This window comes from Desulfonatronum thiosulfatophilum, from assembly GCF_900104215.1.
Classification (GTDB): domain Bacteria; phylum Desulfobacterota; class Desulfovibrionia; order Desulfovibrionales; family Desulfonatronaceae; genus Desulfonatronum; species Desulfonatronum thiosulfatophilum.
Genome location: NZ_FMXO01000004.1, coordinates 214,116 through 233,780, shown reverse-complemented (window position 1 = coordinate 233,780; position 19,665 = coordinate 214,116). Strand labels below are relative to the sequence as shown.

Here is a 19,665-nt window from a genome sequence, read left to right as displayed (position 1 = left end):
AAAATCCTGCGGCCAGGGCGTCCGAAGAAAAGCGATAGCCCCTATCAACGGCGGATCGCCCGTGAGCGTTTTCGCCGTAGAGCAGGAATAGAGCCGATAATTGGTCACCTGAAACAGGATCATCGCTTGTCCCGAAACTACCTGAAAGGGGTTCTCGGCGACGCGATCAACCTGTTCATGGCTGCCGCGGCATTCAATTTCAGGAAGTGGATTCGGAAGTTCGAACACTTTTTTGCCCTTTTTACGCTTTGGCTGTTTTTCGGCACCACAACCCGTCAGCCTTCTATGATGATCCTGTAACGAAAATATCGGATTTTTCAGGCTCGACTAACTACTTAGCTCTTTGATGAATGTTCCGGCTTGTCTCGATTTTTTGGCATCGCTTGTCTGACTGAACCAGGATTCGTTCATCGAACCATTGCCAATCGCCTGAAGCGCCGATTGATGTTTATTCGAGCAATGGTTCAATGTTACGAAGCCGGCAAAGGAGTTGCGAGGCCGAAAAAAATCGAGACAAGCCGGAACGCAGCTGAGTAGCGATTACGTCATTTTTTTGTTTTTGAATGTGAAGGGAGCAGCGCAGATGATCAACGAACCGGATGGTCGTGTCGGCGAGGACATTCCGGAGTCAGTTCGACGTTTTTGTTCGATTCCGGAGGCCTACGCGCGGGATGAAATGTATGAGGATTTGTTTGTCGCGGCGATGCGAGAGGTGACGGCCCTGCATATGGAGCGTTCGCCGTGGTACCGATGCTTTGCGGAGCAAAACGGGATTGTGGTGGACCATCTTCGGAGCATGGCGGATGTGATGGCCTTGCCTCCAGTGCACGCGAACTTCTTTAAGTTTCATGAGATTCGCTCGATTCCGCTTTCGCGGGTGGCGGTGCATTTGACCTCATCGGGCACAACAGGACAAAAGTCGCAGATGTTTTTTGATGCGTTCACCATCGGGCACGCCCGGGAAATGGTGGACCGAGCGTTGCGGACGCGTGGGATCTTCAGCGAAGCAGCGGCGCATTATTTGGTGAATGCCTATGAGCCCTTTGAGGGGATCAAGGTGGGCACGTCCAATACAAACCAATATTTGATGCGGTATGCGCCGGTGGCCGAGCAGTTCTGGACCTTGCGCCATATTGGCGGGGGGCGCCATGAGTTTGATTCATTCGGAGCCGTTGCGCGTCTGAAAACATGGGCGGCTGGAGATACGCCGGTGCGCATCATCGGCTTCCCGGCGTTTCTGCATTTTATCCTGGAACGCATGCGTGCCCTGGGCATGGACGATCTGCGCTTGCCAGAGGGCAGTCTCGTGATCTTCGGCGGGGGGTGGAAGGGACACGCGGACAAGGCCGTTTCGAAAGACACGTTGTTCGCGGACATCGAACGTCAGTTGGGAATTCCTTCCGAACATATCGTGGAGACGTATGGAGCCGTGGAACATTCGGTGCCGTATGTGGGTTGCAAGAGGCATCGCCTGCATCAGCCTACGTGGTCGCGGGTACTGGTGCGCGATCTGAAGACGCTGAAGCCGGTGCCGGACGGAACACCGGGATTTCTTTCGTTTGTGTCGCCTTACATCACGTCGGCTCCGGCGCACAACGTGGTGATGGGGGACTTGGCGGTGCGCCATGCGGCGGATAATTGCCCATGCGGTGATCATCCAACCCCGTGGTTCGAAGTGCTGGGCCGTGCCGGCATTTCGGCGAACAAAAGTTGCGCGGCGGCAGCAGCGGAGTTGCTGAAATGAATAGACATTTCTGGTTCGGTGAATGGGTGGATGATGCCGCCCTTGATGCGGCGTTGCAGGGACTGGAGGCGCGGCTGGCGCGGATCCTGTGCCCGCCGTTTCCCTTCGGGGATTTACTGGTGGCGGCCGAGGCCCTGGCTGGGCGGTTTGTTCCGGGCGATGAGCTGTACGAGCGGCTGGTGGCCCTGGCGTGTGAGACCACGCCCCGCGAGGATGTCGAGGCAATGATGCGGGGCATCGCCGGGGCGTTGTCCCGTGACGCCTTGCTTGGGCGAGTGCGCTCGGAGTTGGGGTGTTCTCGTCCGGGAACGCTCAGCAGAAAGTATCCGGGGCGGCAGTTCGAGGCGTGGGCTCCGCTGGGCTGCGTGGTGCATGTAATGCCGTCCAATGTATTCACGGTGGCCGCGCTGGGGCTGGTGGAAAGTCTGTTGGCCGGGAACGTGAACGTGGTCAAAGTCAGTGCCCGGGATACGGAATTCGGGGCGTGTTTCGCGGAAGCCTTGTGCTCCCTGGATGCGGGAGGCCGTCTAAAAGAGTATGTCGCGGTGGTGCATGTGGCTTCAACGGATCGGGAGCGCTTGGAGACGATCTTCGGGTTTGCGGATGCGATATCGGTCTGGGGCGGGGAAAAGGCCATTGCGGCGGTGCGCCAGGCCGCGCCGGGAGGGGCCCGGGTAATCAGTTGGGGGCACAAGGTCTCTTTCGGCTATGTCGCGGCGGAGTGCCTGCGACCGGGGAGCGCGGAACGGGACGCGGCCCTGATAGGAGCGGCGCGGGACGTGTGCCGTTTGGATCAGCAGGCCTGTTCCAGCCCGCAGACGATTTTCGTGGAGGCGGACGATGCAGGCGTGGAAGCGTTCGCGGCGGATTTGGCAGTACGCTTGGCCGAGATTTCACCCACAATCCCCGGACGGTTGCCGGATGCGAGCGAACAGGCGGAACTGACGACGACCATGTTGGTTGCCCGCGCGGAGGAGGCGCTGGGGCTGACCCGGATATTCGAGGATCAACGGGAAGGACGCTGGCGCGTTCTGGTGGACCGACGCCCGGGATTGCGGCCGTCGCCGCTTTACCGCACGGTTTGGGTCAAGGGACTGGCTCGCGAGGAGATCACCACGGTTTTGAGGCCCATGCGGGCTTGGCTGCAAAGCTGCGGGCTGGCCTGCGGATTGCGCTCCCTGGCGGAGATCAGCCGTGCGCTTTTCAGTGCCGGGGTCACGCGGGTGGCCCGTCCGGGCGAGATGGTGGACAGCTATGTGGGCGCGCCGCACGACGGAGTTTACGCACTCCAACAACTGTCACGACGCATTTCCCTGGATGGACCGGAGGCAGCCGAGGGCGTGGGCAGCTTTGACGAACTGGAAGCTTCGGCCTCTTCCGGAACTGTACAGGCCACTGCCCCGATTCTGCACAAGGCGCAATTCCAGGAAATGGCCGCAAGCGTGCAGTGCCCTGACTTGGTTTTTCGCAGTGGTGGTTCGAGTGGAAACCCAGTTTATTCGATGTTCTCCTGGGATGACTATCACGACCAGATGACCTGCGCGGCGCATGGCTTGCTGGCAGCGGGACTGAATCCTGAACGTGACTTGGTGATCAACTTGTTTGCCTCGGGGTATTTGTACGGCAGTTTTATCAGCTTCTGGACAATTCTCGAAAAACTTCGTGCGCGCCAGTTGCCGATGGGGATGGTGCAGGAGTTCGGTGAAATCGCGCAGACAATTCTGCTGAACAAGGCAAATGTGGCTATCGGCTTGCCCTCGCATATTCTGGGCTTGTTCGAGGCGCAAGGCGAGCTGCTGCGCGGAAAAGTCGAGAAGGTATTTTTCGGGGGCGAACGCATGACGCGGGCGCAGCGGGAGTATCTGACCAATGAGTGCGGGGTGAAGATAGTGCGCTCCATAGCGTATGGCTCCAATGACGCGGGACCGATGGGCTATCAGTGTCCGCATTGTCAGGGGGGCGTGCATCATCTGATGAGCGCGATTCAGCGGCTGGAGATTGTGGACATGGCGGAGGACCGTCCGGTGGATGCCGGACAAAGCGGTCGGCTGCTGTTTACGTCCTCGGCGCGTGAATATCCGCGCGTGGTCCGCTATGAAATTGGCGACACGGGCTGCTGGGTGGAGGGCGACTGCCCATGCGGACGGACCGATCCGCGCTTCGATCTGCAAGGCCGCATGGGCGATGTGTTCAAGGCGGGGGCGCCTTTCTTCAATGCCCGACGCTTTGTGACCATTCTGGATGAACAGTTGAATTATATGGGGCCGGTTCAGTTGCATATCCGCGAGGATGGCCATGTGACGGTGCTGCAAATGTTGATCAGCTCGGAGGGCGACGCGGTCGCCGCGGAAAAGGCGGTCCGCGAACAATATGAGGAAATCGCCTTCAGCGAGCAAACGGGATTGGCCTTTCGTTTTGAGGTGCGCGCCGTGGCGGATTGCGAGTTCGAGCGGGTCAGCGCCAGCGGCAAGGTGAAACCGATTTGCGATCACAGGGTGAATTAAGATGAGCAGAGAAACGAACCTCCAAGAGCATTTGTGTTTTGTCAGAGAGTGTTCGCCGTATTACGGGGATGCGTGGTCCGCGGCATGGAAGCGTGGCGGCACGGCGCCTCCGTTGGGCGAGTTGCCGATTACCGATCATGTTGACTATTGGGAAGCCAACACGCCGCAAAATAATCGCTTGCTGACCGTACCTCATACGGATGGCGTGGTCTTCAAAAGCGGCGGCACGACGGGGAATCCCAAGTTTTCATTTTTCAGCAACGAGGATTGGTTCCTGTTCTGTCGGCAATTCGGTCAGGGCTTGCGGCGCGGCGGTTTGAGCGCGGGTGAGCGCGTGGCGAACATATTTTATGGCGGCCAGCTTTACGCCTCGCTGCTCTTTGTCGGACGCTGCATCGAAGAAGCCGGGGTGGGCGTGAATTTCCCGATTGCAGGGTTTGCTTCGCCGGAGGAGATTATCGCAAACGTCAAGGAGTTCGGGATCAGCACCGTTGCGGGGGTTCCGACGACGATTATGAATCTGATTCCGCTGCTCGAGGCGGAAAAAGGAAAGCTGACGGTTACGCAGTTCTTGTATGGCGGCGAGGCCATGTATCCCGATCAGGTGGCGGCCTTGCAGCGCGCCGTGCCGGGCTGTCGTGTGCGGTCCATCGGCATCGCGGGCGTGGACTATGGGGAAATGGGCTGGGTGGATGCGTCGTGCGAACCCGGTGTTCATCGGACATTTGATGACAGCACCGTTCTTGAATTGCTGGACGAGGAAGGTCGCTCGCTTGACGATGCCGGCGCGGAGGGTGCGCTGTACATTACCAATTTCCAACGCAAGCTGATGCCGATCGTACGATATCCTGTGGGCGATCGCGGACGCTGGGCGGACCCGCCGGGCACGCCGGGGCGACGCTTCAAGGTGTTGGGCCGCACCGAGAAAGGCGCGCGGATCGGTCCGGTGACCTTCTACATGGAGGATATGCAGCGGGTGCTGAGTGGTGCAGCGGGCGAGACCGGCTTTGTGGCCTTTCAACTGGTTGTCGATCACGAGGACCGCCGAGACCGCTGCACGGTGCGCGTGGCGGTTCCCAACCCTACGGATGTGCCCAAAGAGATGTCGACGGCTGTTATTGACGCGCTCTACAAGGAACGTCCGTTGTTTCCTGAATCCATTGAAAAAGGGGCTGTTCATTCGCCGGTGGTTGAGTGGGTGACGCCGGGCGAACTGCTGACGAATCCGCGCACGGGCAAACTGATGCGCCTGATCGACAGGAGGTTTTCCTGATGCCGCCCGCGGCAACCTGGGTCCGAATAACGATCCCTCCCTCGACCGACACGATTCGAACGGTTCAGCAGGTTGCATCTTCGTTATCGGAGCGCTGCGGGATTGATAAAAACAAGCGCCAGCTCATTGAGCTCTCCGTGGAGGAACTGATCCGGGGCATTCTGCATATTTCGTTTGATGACGGGAACGTTACCGAGGGCGAGTTGACCTTCGAGTTCAAGATTGAACCCCCTTACTTCCTCGTCAATGTCATTAACAAAGGGTTGCCGTTCGATCTCTCCATGATTCCCGAATACAAGGGTGCGCCGACGCTTGAAGAGGATGCCGCGGCAGAGGGGTTGGCGATGCATCTGATTAAGAAGAGCGCGGATAATTTCCGGCTGGTGAATAATGGCCGGGAGGGATTGCAAGTCGAGTTGACTTGGCTCTTGCCCGGCGAACACATTGAAAATTTGCGGCACGAAGCCGCTCCGGCGGAGGATGAACAGCTTCCGCCGGAGCAGGTGGAGGATGTTCGCGTGCTGGATGAAGCATTCGCCATTCAAATTGCGCGGCTGGTTTTTCGCGGCTATGGCTTCTCCTATGTTTACGAGGACATTTACTACCCTGACCGCGTACGCGCGTTTTTTCACTCCGGCCAGCTCAAATCGTGGGGGGCGGTAACGCCTTCCGGCCGTTTGGTCGGACATTTGACACTGATGAAAGAGTCGACGGACTCGGGGGCTTTGGAATGGGGCGTGGCGGTGGTTGATCCGAAATGGCGCGGCATGGGCCTCATGGAGCACATGCTTCGCGCGGCCATGGATTACGCCGCCGACCAAAAGGAAAAGATCCTGTACGCGCATGCTGTGACGACGCATCCCTACACGCAGAAGACCTGTAGCCGATTCGGATTTCAATCTATCGCGCTGCTTCTTGCCTACGCGCCGGGCACGATGAAATTCAAAGGCATCAATAACGAACTCAAACAGCGTGAAAGCACGTTCCTGTCTGTACGTTGCACCCATCCGTTGCCGGTGCAAACGCTCTATTTGCCTCACGATCATGCGCCGGTGCTCAGGCGACTGCTGGCGGCGCTTGCCCCCCCATTGCCCGAGGAGTGCTTGCTCGAAGGCGACGAACAGGCGGATTTAACGGGGCGCAAAACAGTGTACACGGTTTCAGCAGCGACCTACATCAATGTGGGACGAATTCAAATCGTCTCCGTTGGCGCGGATTACGCCCAGGTTCTCTTGCACGAAACAAGAAGGCTGTCTCGAGAAGGCGTGGATGTGATTTATCTGACGGTGGATTTGGCCGATCCTGGGGCAGCTCGCCTCGTTCATGCTGCCGAATACAGCGGGTATTTCCTTGCCGGCCTGACTCCGATGATGCTTCCCGCCTATGGATTGACGCTCCAGCTTTTATGTGGCTGCAAGGTTGATTTTGCAGCGATACAGACGCACGGCGAGCTGGCTGAGTGGCTGAAAGAACAAGTGGCCATGGAATACCGGCGCATCGAGGCGGGACTCCCCCCTCCCAGTTTTCACCGCTGCGGCACAACATCATGAATCAGGGAACATCATGCGTGAAATGGGTTGGCGCCATTAGTCTTATCGGTTTGCTGCCGGTATTCGGGTTCATCAAGCATCGCCGCGGCGACAACAAGCTTTTGTGTTGGCTGATGGGCCTGCTGTTGCCCTTTTTCTTCTCCGTCTTCGGTATTGAGCCGGGCAAACTGGCGGGGTTGTAGAGGATTGAAATTGTCCGCGAAGCCGCGTTGCAGCAATGCAGACCTTCGAACCCTTCCACCTTCGCGGAATCTCCCCCCACTCGGGAACGGTCCGTCCGAAAGCATCAAGGATTTTTTATGAGCCATAAAACCATTTCCCTGTTCGCCCCCAACGACCACGACTCGGCACCCTGCCAATCAGGGGGTATTTGCGGCAGTCGCAGAAAGCTGCTGCAGGCCGGATTGGGCGCGGCTGGGCTGCTGCTGGCTTCCCCGGGTCTGGCCTGGACCCGTGACGAATCTTTTGTGCAGTTGCGGGGAACGGGCGCCGGACTGAGCAAGGCTGAAGAACTGATGACCCTGGCACTGCAGCATGAACACGGGGCCATGGTCCAATACGCCAACCATGCCGGGTTGCTGTCCCACTGGGTGAACCCGACTTTCGCCAAGACCATCCAGGAAATAATCGCCGACGAAGTCGACCATGCGGTGACCCTGGTCAATGTGCTGATCGCTTCGGGGGTTACCCCCACCCTGGCGGTCTGGCCGCCTCGATCCGGAGTCGCTCCCCGCCAGCTTGTGCTGCTGGATATCGCCGCGGAACAAGGCGCCGTGGACCTCTACTCGGAAATCCTCGAGCATGACCTGAGTCAGCCCTTGCGAGCCAGGATTACGGCCATCCGTGACGCGGAAATCCTGCATCGCAATATTTTCAACGATCTCCTGGAGAAGGTTTAGACATCTCGTGATGCATCGCATTTCCAGTACATCATTGCGGACGCGTCTTGCGCTCTGGATTGCCCTGATCGCCGCGGGCATGACATTCATCGGCGTAGGTGTGGGATTCTTGTCCGGCTACAATTATCTGGCCCGCAGCCATGAGCAGAGCATCCGCTCGCACATGCGCCTAGCCGCGGTGTCCCTGGCTCCCGCCATTGAGGCCGTGGACTACCTCGGTTTGGTGCGTCAGCTTGAGCTGGTGATGGAATATGAGGGTATTGAAGGGATCCGCATCCAGGACCAGAACGGACATCTGATCATGGAACGCGAAATGATGGCCGCGCATGTGCTCACTGAACCGATTTTCGTGAACAGCCAATCCGTGGGATGGATCGAGGTCGGGTTTTCCAGATCTCCGCTCCAGACGGGCATCCTGTATATCCTGATGGTCGGCGTTCTGTTGTTTCTTTGTTTTGTCCCCATTTTCATCTACCTTGTCTGGCGCATCAGCGGCCACTACCTCCTGGACCTGTCCCGGCTGACCACCCAGATTTCCTCGGAATTCCAGGAGGACCTGCCGGAGTACCCAGGCGAAACAAGACGTGATGAAATCGGCGTTCTTGCATCCGCATTGCGCCGCCGGGACCAGGCCCTGGCATCAAATATCCGGGCATTGGAACAATACAAAACGCAATTGGAGGAAATGGTCGAACAGCGGACGATGCAGTTGCGACAATCCGAAATGCTGAGCCGGACGATTCTGAGCAGCATTCCGGAAGCCATTGCTTTGGTGGACATGGACAACATGTCCATCCTCGACGTGAATCACGCCTTTACGAAATTTTACCGGATGAGCCGCTCTGAGCTGGTCGGAACGGATTTTCAGGAAGTCGCACAGCGCGCCGGCTTGAGCGATGGTTCAGAGAACGCCTGTCCCATTCAAAAATTCCTGGAAAACCGCTCGCCCTGCTTGCTGCAAAAAGAGCATCAAGGCGCCGAGGGAGAAATTCTGTTCCTGGAGGTCTCAGCTTGGCCCGTGTTCAACGATCAGGATGAAATCCGGCAGATGGTCTGCGTTCAGCGCGACATTACCGAACAGCGCCGGGTGGCCAACCTGCGCAAGGACGTCGAACGCATCGTCCAGCATGACCTGAAGACCCCTCTGGTGGGCATCATCGGGCTCGCAGGTCTGCTGGAAGAGGAAACTCCGGAGCAGCAAAAGGTCTTTATCAGCCACATTCTCGATTCCGCCAGGCGTATGATGGAAATGATCACCAACTCCATGGACCTGTTCAACATGGAAGAGGGCCGATACACCCTGCAGCCGGTTCCGTTCGATCTTACGGCGGTAATCCGGGCGCTGGACCAGGAGACCGAGGCCCTGCGCAACCAAGGCAACGTCCGCGTCGCCTATCTGCTGAACGATCACCCCCTGGACTGGAACACACCGTTGGAGATGCTCGGCGAACGGCGCAACATCCACTCCATGCTTACCAATCTGCTGAACAACGCCCTGGAGGCCGCCCCGGCCGGGAGCCAGGTCTGTTTGAACGTCCGGCACACCGAAGAGAGCTGGGTCATGGACGTCCACAACCTGGGCGTCATTCCCAAAGAAGTCCGGGATCGTTTTTTCGAACGCTACGCCACCGCGGGCAAGGCCCGGGGAACGGGCCTCGGAACCTACAGCGCCATGCTCATCGCCCGCACCCACGGCGGCAAAATCTCCTTCACCAGCACCGAGGAAGAAGGAACCCACGTCACGGTTACACTGCCGAAAAACGAGCACACGCCCGCCCTTCCCATCAAATAGCCCGCTCCCCCTATCTCTTCGCGACATACTGCTTGCGCCATTCGTCCAGAAACAGCAGGGCGGTTTCCAGTTCGCTGAGGACGCCGCTGCGTTGGCGGATGGCCCAGATCAGATCCGAAAAGCTGACCGATGGCCGCAGCTCGAGGGATTGGAGGAGTTGCAGGACATCCTGGCGCAGGTCCGGTGAGAGTTCGGATAATGCGGAAGGGTGCAATTCCGTTTCGGCTGCCGCAGTCCCGAAAGCGCCGCGTTCGCGGATGAAGGCCAGCAAGGTTTCCATCCGGTGTCGGTAGGTGTGTTCACGCAGCACCCGTTCCCTGGCCCTGCGGCTCATTTCCAGTCGCTCCTGAGGGCGTGCAAGATAATGATGCATCGCGGCGTGCAGCCCCTCCATGTCCTCGAACACGGCCACCTCCTCGTCCGTGAACAGTTCGCCCAGCAGGGCGCGGCGGTCCACGAGCTGGAAGGCTTGGCAGGAGGCCAGCTCGAAGGTCCGGGGATTCACGAAGTCGCCGCCGGAAACCATGGGCTCCGCCTTCACGCTGGAGTGCAGATTGAGATTGATTCGGGAGGCATTGAATATTCTGACCGCTTCCTCGGCGCTGATGCGTTCTCCCGGACGCTGCAGGAGCGGGGTCAGCGCGCCGTGAGCAGGCCAGTCGTTGCCCCAGATCTTGAAATCCAGGGACAGGAACTGCCGGAAAGCAGACAAACGATTCGGATACCCTGCGCCCAGAAAGGAGATGTCCGCGCCGTAGCGACGCTGATCCACGGCGGAGAGTTCCAGGGGCCGATGAAAATTCGGATCCGCGGCCAAGGGCAGGTACAGCGCATTTTCCTGTCCCAGCTCCGTGAGCATATCCAGGAACGGCGTCTTCTGAATCACCGCGAAAAAATCGTAATGCCGGGCAAAGGCCTTCCAGTAGGGAAACACCTGAAAGTCCTCCACGAACCACATGGCCGTGGGCACCTTGTCCCGCCGCAGGCGTTGCAAGGCCTGGCGGCTCAACGGCGCTTGGGCCAGGGCCAGGACCAGGTCCGGCTGGAATGATTCCACCTTGGCCAGGATGGTCTGGGCCACGATCTGCAGAAAGCTGTTCTCCAGAGATATCAGCCGATCCGTGGAGATGCGCTGCTCCTTCAAGGCAGCGAAGGCGCCGTGAAAAGCCGGTGCGTCAAAGATTTCCACGATATGGCCAAGCTCCTTCAGGGCCTGGGCGCAGTAGCGGCCGATGGGCAGCGAGCCGCCATACATGGGCAGAACCGTGAGAATACGCAGGGAATGACTCATGTCTTTTCGATCATCCAGTCGGTTTCGTTGTACAAGGAGGAAGCGGGCTCCTGCTCCATGGCCAGCTTGCGCGGCGGCAGCCGCAGGCAGTGGGATCGGAGCAGTTCTCGCCTGCCCGTGCGCGGCTCCTGCTCAGGCAGCTCGCCAGCGAGGGCATTGAATTGCGCTCCGAAGTCGTCCACACTTGTCCGTAGCAGGCAGAGCCCCTCGGGAAGCGGTCGGCGAGCATCGCCGCTGAGCCGGGCCAAAACCGCTCTGTCCGTGAACGGCTGAACACAGGCTGTGGAACGCCCACAACTCTCCGACTCCAGACAGGGAGCGCAGGACTCCACGGCCTGCCAGACATGATGACCCTCGCCGTAAGGGCCTGTTTCGAAACACCAGGCCGACGAAAGAAAAAAGGCCGTTATTGGGGTTCCCAAGTGCGCGGCAAGGTGCATCGTTCCCGTATCCGGAGTGAGCAGAAGATCCAGGCCCTGGACAACATCGCACAAGGCCGCCCAGTTCGTCTTGCCTGTGAGATCCTTCAGCCGGGATTGGACCGTGGTGGGGAGATGGTCCCGGAGCTGTCTGGCGGCAGGATGTTCGGCCTGTGTTCCCAGCAGGTGGATCGATCCGTCGAATTTGGCCGCGGCCGCCTGCACAAGCCGGCCAAGCACGGGAATGGGCAGGCTGCGCCGGGCGTGCCTGCCGGCCATGACCACGCCCAGTCCGCCGCCTTTGGGCCGGGCAGGAGGGTTCACCAATTCCGGCGCCAAGGCAGGTTGCAGAAAGTGGCCCCAGTAATCCATCAGATTCAAGGGATTGGCGAGACGGTTGGCACTCAACCGGAAAACCATCTCCGGCCATGGTCCACGAAGGGTTTGGCCATGGCGCCAGTGATAGCCGATAAGCTGCTCCGGTGCGAAGAGTCCGGCCAGGACGTGGTTGCACCCGCCATGGTTGCAATTGAAGACGCGGTGAAAATCAGCTCTTTTCCAGTCGGCGAAAATCGTCCCGCAAGTGCGGAGCAAAACGCCCGGATCGAACCGGGAACCGTGCACCGGCAGACCGTGAATCCGAACACCGGGATAAAGCAGCCCGGCCAGATCCGCCAAACCGGCATCCACGGCCAGATGCACCTCATTCTCCTGATCCGCGCATACCCCCCGGACAAGCCGTTTCGTCTGGACGATGTCCCCGAACCGGGCCAGTTGAATGACGAGATATCTGTTCATAATCGTAATTATTCAGCACCGTTGATTGCATGGCATGAAGTGGTCCGGCTTGTCTCGATTTTTTGGCATCGCCTGCCTGACTGAGTCCGGATTCGTTCATCGAACCATTGCCGGGCGCTTGAAGCGCCAAATGCTGTTTATTCACGCAATGGTTCGATGCTGCGAAGCCGACGAAGGAGTTGCGAGGCCGAAAAATCGAGACAAGCCGGACCGCTGGCGAGTAGTTACTCATGATCAATAGTGCTCGATCGAGAATATGCTTGTTGAATCCGCGCAAGCGCCTGGTGCAGCGTAGTCTGCGTGGTATTTCGCCTACCGCCATTATATCGCAAAGTCGAGCTTTGCGCAGTTGCGGCATGGGACACGTGGTGATAGACGCTTAACTCTTAACGATAAATTTCAATAATAGAGGATTGCCATGCTTGACGCGAAATTCATTCGCCAGTCTCCGGAACGCGTACGCAAGGCCCTGGAAAATCGCGGGGCTGATATTGATCTGGATGCATTTCTGACCATGGAGGAGCGGCACCGCGCATTGCTGCAGGAAGTGGAAACAGGCAAGGCGCGGCGCAATCAGGCCTCAGCCGAGGTAGCCAAGCGCAAGCGGGCCAAGGAAGACGCATCCGCGCTGATGGATGAGCTTTCCGAGCTGTCCCAGAGGATCAAGTCCCTGGACGGCGAGCTGAAATTCCTGGAGCAGAATGTCCAGGATTGGCTGCTCAACGTGCCCAACCTGCCGCACCAAACCGTACCCGTAGGACGCAGCGAAGCCGACAACCCGGTTCTGCGGAGCTGGGGCGAGCCGGCCGCATGGGATTTTGCCCCCCTGGAGCACTGGGAGCTGGGTACCCGCCTGCAGGGGCTGGATTTCGAGCGGGCCGCGAAAATAACCGGGGCCAGATTCGCATTGATGACCGGGTGGGCCGCCCGCCTGGAACGCGCTCTGATCAACTTCATGCTGGACCAGCATACCCGGCGCCATGATTACCTGGAAGTCCTGCCGCCGTTCATCGTGAACAGGGACAGCTTGACCGGCACCGGCAATTTGCCCAAGTTCGCCGATGATCTGTTCAAGCTCGAAGAGACGGATTTTTTCCTGATCCCCACGGCCGAAGTGCCGGTGACCAACATCCATCGCGGAGAAATCCTGGCTGAGAACGTCCTGCCCCTGGCCTATGCCGCCTACACGCCCTGCTTTCGCTCCGAGGCCGGCGCCTACGGCAAGGATACCAAGGGGCTGATCCGGCAGCACCAGTTCAACAAGGTCGAGTTGGTCCGCTTCACCCATCCCGACGCCTCCTACGACCAGTTGGAACTGCTCCTCGGCCATGCCGAAACCATCCTTCAGCTCCTGGAACTGCCGTACAGGGTGATCACCCTGTGCACCGGCGACATGGGCTTTTCCGCGGCCAAGACCTACGACATCGAAGTCTGGCTGCCCGGCCAGAACGCCTACCGGGAAATCTCCTCCTGTTCCAATTTCGAGGACTTCCAGGCACGGCGCGCGAATATCCGCTTCAAGCCCACGGCCGGCGGCAAGAATCTCTTCGTGCACACCTTGAACGGCTCCGGCCTGGCCGTGGGGCGTACAGTGGTGGCCATCCTGGAAAACTATCAGCAAAAAGACGGCAGTCTGGTCATCCCAAAGGCTCTGCGGCCCTTCATGGAAGGGATGGAAGTCGTGGAGCCGAAAGGGTAGCGTGAACTGAAATCACGTCTGCCATCAAAGCGGAAACGGAAGCGCTGCCATGTCCAGAGCATCGGACAGCAGACGTTGTTCAACAGCCTTGCCGCAGCTTTCAAGGACGGAACGAAGCAGGAGTTCTGGCTCTGCGGGACCTGAATTTTAGGTTCGCAAGAGCATGACTGTGGGCGTCGTCGGCCCTTGCCCCCCTGCATCATCCGAGACGCCAGAATAGCCGGGCCTGGTGCACCTGAACCGGCATGGGAGCTGGAAACGAAATGCGGGATAATGTGCTGAAGAATCCCGGAGTTATTCCGATCCATTAGACAGTCAGCACCTTGTGTCTTACAAATCAACCATGACCGTGTTGAATACACCCGCGCGCTATGCCCTGGTTTCCGTGGCCGCCTCATTGGTGACCATGGCTTTGAAGTTCTGGGCTTACTGGATGACCGGTTCGGTGGGCATCTTTTCCGATGCCGCGGAATCCGTGATCAACCTCGCCGCGGGTCTGGTCACCTTCACGGCTCTGGTCCTCGCCGCCCGCCCCGCTGACAAGCGGCATACCTACGGACACGACAAGGCAGAGTACTTTGCCAGCGGCGTGGAGGGCACCCTGATTCTCATCGCGTCCGTGGCGATTTTCTACACTGCCCTGCAGCGTCTGTTCGCGCCGGAGCCCCTGATGAGCCTGGGACTCGGCGCCGCGGTGCTGACCGTAGCCGCCATGATCAATCTGGGCGCGGCCCGCCTTCTGTTGCACGGAGGCCGCAAGTTCGACAGCATCGCTCTGGAAGCGGACGCCAAGCATCTGATGACCGACGTCTGGACGTCATTGGCCGTCATCCTGGGGGTTGCGGTAATTATGGCAGCTCCGGAGGAATGGGTTTTTCTCGACCCGCTGATCGCCATGGCCGTTGCCGTGAACATCCTGCGCTCCGGCCTCGACCTGCTGCGCCGCTCCTGGAGCGGTCTGATGGACCACACCCTTCCCTCGACGGAGATCCAGATCATCAAGGATGCTCTGCATGAGCAGGCTCCGGATGCTCCCTTTCACGGCTTGCGCTCCCGCAAATCCGGTTCAAAGCGGTTCATCGACGTCCATTTGCTGATTCCAGGCAAATGCACGGTGAAAGAGGCTCATGACTTGTGCGACCGCATCGAAAAGCACGTTGAATCACGACTGGACAATGCCTCTCTGACAATTCACGTTGAGCCGGTGGAAGAAGATTCTTCCTGGGACGGGCACTGCATCGGGGGCGTGGCCAATGACGGGTCGGACCAGGAAACGGAACCCGGCAACAAATGTTCATAGCCTACGGAGGATGTCATGGAATTTGGACGGATGATCCAGCTTTCCGGAGTATTGGGGGTTCTTGGACTGCTCGGCTTTTTCAAACCCATGTTCAGTGCTTTTGCCGCTTTTGCCGCCTTCGGCGCCTGGGGAGCGCCGGGACGATGGCGCTGGCTCGGATACTTCGGATTTCTCGGCTTTCTCGGCCTGCTCGGTTTTTTCCGCTAACGCATGTTTTGGGCTCTTCTCGCCCTGGGCACGGCTTTTTTCGAGGCCGTCAAGGACACTCTGAGCAAGCGCCAGCTGGTGCTGGGCGATGAATACCTGCTGGCCTGGTCGTACTGCGCATTTGGATTGCCCCTCACCGGTCTGTACCTCTGGTGGGACGGCATCCCGTCCATAGGGGACGACTTTATCTGGGCTCTGTTTTTCGGGGTGGGCCTGAACATGGTGGCCATTACCCTCTACATGCGAGCGATCAAGGCTTCCGATCTCTCTCTGACGCTGCCCATGCTCACATTCACCCCGCTGTTCATGCTGGGTACCTCTCCACTGATCCTGGGAGAATTTCCGGATTTGCGGGGGGCGACGGGCATGATCCTGATCATTGCCGGCGCCTATGGCATGCACCTGGGACGCAAGTCACGCGGGTTGCTGGCTCCAATCCGGGCATTGTGGGACGAACCAGGACCAAGGATCATGCTGCTGGTGGCGTTCCTGTGGAGCTTTACGGCGAATCTGGACAAGGTCGGCGTGACCAATTCTTCACCGGCATTCTGGCTCTTTTGTTTTTTCATCGCCATGAGCCTGGGCCTCCTGCCGGTAACTCTGCTGAAATCGCACCGTCCGTGGCAGCAACTGCGCCGCAATTTCAAAGCCCTCTTCTTGGTGGGCCTCTTTGGCGCACTGGCCCTGGTTCTGCAAATGTGGGCGATCACCCTGACCCTTGCCGCCTACGTGGTTTCCATCAAACGCATGAGCGTCGTCTTCGGCGTGTTTTTCGGGCATTTCGTCTTCGGCGAGAAGGATCTGGGTCGACGAGTCGCCTGCGCCGCTTTGATGGTGGCCGGAGTTGCCTTGATCTCCATGAATTAGAAAGAAAACTCCTTCTCCGATTACCACATTATTTTTTCCACTTATCATTCAGAATGAGCTGCCGTTACGCCGGACATGCTTTACCTTTATGACATTTATGTGTAGCTGAGCAGTCAGTCACAGTTATCTAATGCCTTCATGAGGAGAAAAGATGTCGCCAAAGTCTACAAAAGATCAGAAGCCCCTTCCGGAACAGGGAAAGGCTCCGGATAAAGGCCTAACAGAACAATTCGAAGCGGAAATCGGAACCCCATCCAGACAATTCTTCCATGTGCTCGTGAACCATTGGCAGTGGATCGCAGCCGGCGTGGGTGTGCTCGTGCTCTTGATCTCCGGAACGGCCGGTTACGGCGCATATCAGGAACGTCGGGTGGCCAAAAGTGAAGAAGCCCTTGATCAGGTCCTGCTGGAAACACAGGGAGCAGAGCGATTGAATGCCCTTCTGGAAATCGAAGGACGATTGGCCAAACCCCTTCTGCCCCGCCATCACCTGGAAACGGCAAGGACAGCCCAGAACGTCCAGAACTGGGCCACGGCCCTGGAGTACTGGAACCAACTTGCAGCGCTTACCCCGGGCAACTGGGTGACCACGGCTCGACTCGGACAGGCCACGGCCCTGTTGCATCTCGGCCAGGCCGATGAGGCCGTGACGGAATTGCAATCCTTGCGCGACAGCGCATCGGAAGAATTCATGCCCATTGTCCTCTGGCAGCTGGCCGAAGCAGCGGAAGCCGCCGGGCATTGGGACACGGCCCTGGACACCTATGACGAACTCAAGACTCGCGGCAGCTTACAGCATGCCGATTTCCTGGAATTCCGAAAAGCCAGGATTCGCCAGCAAGCGGCCCAAGACAGATCATAAATGTTAACTCAACGCTAACACAGGAATTGCCATGGACTTACTACTTGCGGGACAAACGGGAGAAAAGCACCTCCTTTTGGGCAATGAGGCCATTGTCCGCGGCGCTCTGGAGGCAGGCATCAACTTCATCTCTTGCTATCCGGGAACGCCGTCTTCCGAAGTGCCGGACACCTTCTTTCGCTTGAGCGACAAGGGTTCTTACACTTTTGAATACTCCACCAACGAAAAGGTGGCCCTGGAGGTCGGCATCGGCGCCACAGTGGCCGGTGCGTTGACTCTGGTCACCATGAAGCATGTCGGCGTGAACGTCGCGGCAGACCCATTGATGAGCGTGGCCTATTTCGGCGCCCCCGGCGGACTGGTTCTGCTCAGCGCCGACGATCCCGGATGCCATTCCAGTCAGAACGAACAGGACAATCGATACTATGCCCGCCTGGCCGGGCTGCCCTGCCTGGAGCCGTCCTGCGCCCAGGAAATGAAGGACATGACCAAGTCGGCCCTGGAACTGTCCAGGAAGCACGAGCAGCCGGTCATGCTGCGCACCAGCACCCGGGTGAACCATCAGCGCGGAGAAGTGGTCTTCGGCGAGATGCGCGAGCCTCTTCAGGTCAATGATTTTGTTTCCGACCCCCGGCGCTTCGTGATCATTCCCGCCGTGGCCCGAGCCCGGCACAAGATTTTGTTGGAAAAGTTGGAGCAATACCGGGAACTGGCGGAGAATTCGAGCTACAACACCGTATCCGGGCAGGGCGAAGTCGGCTGCATTGCCTCGGGGATCAGCCGGGCCTATTTGCAAGACGCCCTGCTGGACCTGGACCTGAAGGACAAGATCCGGGTCCTGGAATTGGGATTTTCCTATCCCCTGCCCGAGCGGATGATTGAAGACCATCTTCGAAAGCTCTCCAAGGTCATCATCGTTGAAGAGGGCGAGCCGATTCTGGAAACAGAGATCCGGGCCCTGGCACAGCGACTTGGACTTTCCCTGGAGATCCATGGAAAAGGGCAACATCTGCCCCTGTTCGACGAATACTCCTCTCTGATTCTCAAGCAGGCCCTGAGCGCGATCCTGGGCTTGCCGACCGAGATGGCCGCTCCCTGCCCGACACCGAAGCAACTGCCCATGCGGCCGCCGAACATGTGTGCCGGCTGCCCGCACCGCTCCGTGTTCTACAGCGTGCGTCAGGTCTTCGGCGACGACGCGCTCTACTCATCGGACATCGGCTGCTACACCCTGGGCGTTCTCCCGCCTCTGCGGGCCGCGGACACCTGCGTCTGTATGGGGGCCTCCATCTCCACGGGCTCGGGACTGGCCAAGGTCAGTGGACGCACCGTGGTCGCCTATATCGGCGACTCCACCTTTTTCCATTCCGGGATCACCGGTTTGGCCAACGCGGTCTACAACCAGCGCGACCTGCTGGTAATCATCCTGGACAACAAGACCACGGCCATGACCGGACAACAGCCGCATCCCGGTGTTGAACACTCCTTGATGGGACCCAATCCCGCAAGAGTGGACATTCTGGGCTTGGTCAAGGCCTGCGGCGTGGAACACGTCCGGGTGCAGAATCCTCTCAATCTCAAGGCCACGAAGCAGGCCCTGGAAGAGTTGAAAGCCCTTTCCGGCGTCCGGGTGCTGATCACCGAAGAGCCCTGCCCGCTCTTCGCCCGCAGGGCCCTGGGTCGGAAGCGCCCCTCGGTGGCAGCGGTGGACGAAGGTTGCGACAGTTGCAACGAATGCATGGATCATCTGGCCTGCCCCGCTTTTTACGTTCTGGAAGGGAAAATGGCCATCAATGAGAGCCAGTGTAATGGATGCATGTTCTGCGTCCAGATCTGCGAACACATCAAACCCCGGAAAAGGAGCTGACCATGTCCCGCATGCGAATATTTTTTACCGGCGTGGGCGGACAGGGAACGGTCACGGCAACCCGGCTCCTGGCCCAGGCTGCTCTGGATGAAGGTCTGCCAGTCGTGGCGGGCGAGGTGCACGGCATGGCGCAACGCGGCGGAATCGTCGAGTCCACCGTGCTGATCGGCGGATATGTCAGCCCGCGCATCAGCCCCGGCGAAGCGGATGTCCTGCTCGGCTTCGAACCCTTGGAAACACTGCGCGCGCTGGCGTATCTCGCACCCGGCGGGCTGATCCTGAGCAGCAGCGAACAATTGCCGCCCATCAGCGTCACCTGCGGCCGCGAGCAGGCGCCGCCATTTGAAGACATGGAACGCATGGTTCGGGAATGCACTTCCAACGTCCACTTCCTGCCTTGCCAGCAACTTGGAGTCCAGGCCGGATCAATACCGGCCGGAAACATGGCCCTGCTGGGCGCGCTGTGCGTCCTGAACCGCCTGCCTTTCGGCCTGGAGAGGATGGAAAAGACCATTTCTTCCTCCATTGCACCCAAACTGGTGGAATCGAACATCAAGGCTCTGCATCTCGGCGCGGAGGCAGTACGCTAACCA

General features: G+C 58.9%; 17 protein-coding genes. 14 read left to right on the top strand and 3 right to left on the bottom strand.

The window, feature by feature from the left end:
- The 5 genes from BLP93_RS04825 to BLP93_RS04805 all read left to right on the top strand — a co-directional run.
- Positions 1-300, top strand: a 300-nt coding sequence (locus BLP93_RS04825; RefSeq protein WP_244148643.1) for a transposase, incomplete at its 5' end; no start/stop codon positions are given.
- Positions 301-583: 283 nt separating this feature from the next.
- Entirely contained in the window at positions 584-1,744 is a 1,161-nt protein-coding gene (locus BLP93_RS04820; protein ID WP_092117838.1) for a LuxE/PaaK family acyltransferase, read from the top strand.
- The gene (locus tag BLP93_RS04815) at positions 1,741-4,248 is read left to right on the top strand and encodes an acyl-CoA reductase (RefSeq protein ID WP_092117835.1); all 2,508 of its coding nucleotides are present in this window, start codon (positions 1,741-1,743) and stop codon (positions 4,246-4,248) included. The genes BLP93_RS04820 and BLP93_RS04815 overlap by 4 nt, the downstream gene beginning before the upstream one ends.
- Position 4,249: 1 nt before the next feature.
- The gene (locus BLP93_RS04810) at positions 4,250-5,521 is read left to right on the top strand and encodes a phenylacetate--CoA ligase family protein (protein ID WP_139162920.1); all 1,272 of its coding nucleotides are present in this window, start codon (positions 4,250-4,252) and stop codon (positions 5,519-5,521) included.
- Complete coding sequence (locus BLP93_RS04805) at positions 5,521-7,071, top strand: GNAT family N-acetyltransferase (RefSeq protein WP_092117830.1); 1,551 nt, start codon at positions 5,521-5,523, stop codon at positions 7,069-7,071. Before BLP93_RS04810 ends, BLP93_RS04805 begins: the two co-directional genes overlap by 1 nt.
- 11 nt (positions 7,072-7,082) lie before the next feature.
- Here the strand turns inward: BLP93_RS04805 and BLP93_RS16590 are convergent, their stop codons facing one another.
- Positions 7,083-7,379: a hypothetical protein gene (locus BLP93_RS16590; RefSeq protein ID WP_139162919.1), complete on the bottom strand. Its 297-nt coding sequence runs from the start codon at positions 7,377-7,379 to the stop codon at positions 7,083-7,085.
- Here BLP93_RS16590 and BLP93_RS04800 point away from each other — a divergent pair.
- Both BLP93_RS04800 and BLP93_RS04795 read left to right on the top strand, forming a co-directional pair.
- A complete protein-coding gene (locus BLP93_RS04800) occupies positions 7,371-7,970 on the top strand; it encodes a ferritin-like domain-containing protein (RefSeq protein ID WP_092117827.1) in 600 nt (199 codons plus the stop codon). The genes BLP93_RS16590 and BLP93_RS04800 overlap by 9 nt on opposite strands.
- Before the next feature lie 10 nt (positions 7,971-7,980).
- Complete coding sequence (locus BLP93_RS04795; RefSeq protein ID WP_092117824.1) at positions 7,981-9,762, top strand: PAS domain-containing sensor histidine kinase; 1,782 nt, start codon at positions 7,981-7,983, stop codon at positions 9,760-9,762.
- A 10-nt stretch (positions 9,763-9,772) separates the two neighbouring features.
- On the opposite strand, the gene BLP93_RS04790 is transcribed toward BLP93_RS04795, so the two are convergent.
- Together BLP93_RS04790 and BLP93_RS04785 are read right to left on the bottom strand one after the other, a co-directional pair.
- Positions 9,773-11,053, bottom strand: coding sequence for a CgeB family protein (locus tag BLP93_RS04790; protein ID WP_092117821.1), 1,281 nt, complete (start codon positions 11,051-11,053; stop codon positions 9,773-9,775).
- Positions 11,050-12,270, bottom strand: a complete 1,221-nt coding sequence (locus tag BLP93_RS04785; protein ID WP_092117818.1) for a glycosyltransferase family 9 protein — start codon at positions 12,268-12,270, stop codon at positions 11,050-11,052. The genes BLP93_RS04790 and BLP93_RS04785 overlap by 4 nt, the downstream gene beginning before the upstream one ends.
- Before the next feature lie 418 nt (positions 12,271-12,688).
- On the opposite strand from BLP93_RS04785, the gene serS reads away from it, so the two are divergent.
- The 7 genes from serS (at position 12,689) to BLP93_RS04750 (ending at position 19,662) form a co-directional block, all read left to right on the top strand.
- Positions 12,689-13,969: a serine--tRNA ligase gene (gene serS / locus BLP93_RS04780; protein WP_092117815.1), complete on the top strand. Its 1,281-nt coding sequence runs from the start codon at positions 12,689-12,691 to the stop codon at positions 13,967-13,969.
- A 343-nt stretch (positions 13,970-14,312) separates the two neighbouring features.
- Positions 14,313-15,269, top strand: a complete 957-nt coding sequence (locus BLP93_RS04775) for a cation diffusion facilitator family transporter (protein ID WP_092117925.1) — start codon at positions 14,313-14,315, stop codon at positions 15,267-15,269.
- 15 nt (positions 15,270-15,284) lie between these two features.
- On the top strand, positions 15,285-15,476 hold the full coding sequence (locus BLP93_RS04770) for a hypothetical protein (RefSeq protein WP_092117812.1): 192 nt from the start codon (positions 15,285-15,287) through the stop codon (positions 15,474-15,476).
- A gap of 3 nt (positions 15,477-15,479) precedes the next feature.
- The gene (locus BLP93_RS04765) at positions 15,480-16,343 is read left to right on the top strand and encodes an EamA family transporter (RefSeq protein WP_092117809.1); all 864 of its coding nucleotides are present in this window, start codon (positions 15,480-15,482) and stop codon (positions 16,341-16,343) included.
- Positions 16,344-16,494: 151 nt separating this feature from the next.
- A complete protein-coding gene (locus BLP93_RS04760; RefSeq protein WP_092117806.1) occupies positions 16,495-17,205 on the top strand; it encodes a tetratricopeptide repeat protein in 711 nt (236 codons plus the stop codon).
- Between the two features lie 31 nt (positions 17,206-17,236).
- On the top strand, positions 17,237-19,072 hold the full coding sequence (gene iorA, locus BLP93_RS04755) for an indolepyruvate ferredoxin oxidoreductase subunit alpha (protein WP_092117803.1): 1,836 nt from the start codon (positions 17,237-17,239) through the stop codon (positions 19,070-19,072).
- Positions 19,073-19,074: 2 nt separating this feature from the next.
- Positions 19,075-19,662, top strand: a complete 588-nt coding sequence (locus BLP93_RS04750) for an indolepyruvate oxidoreductase subunit beta (RefSeq protein WP_092117800.1) — start codon at positions 19,075-19,077, stop codon at positions 19,660-19,662.
- Positions 19,663-19,665: the final 3 nt, after the last annotated feature.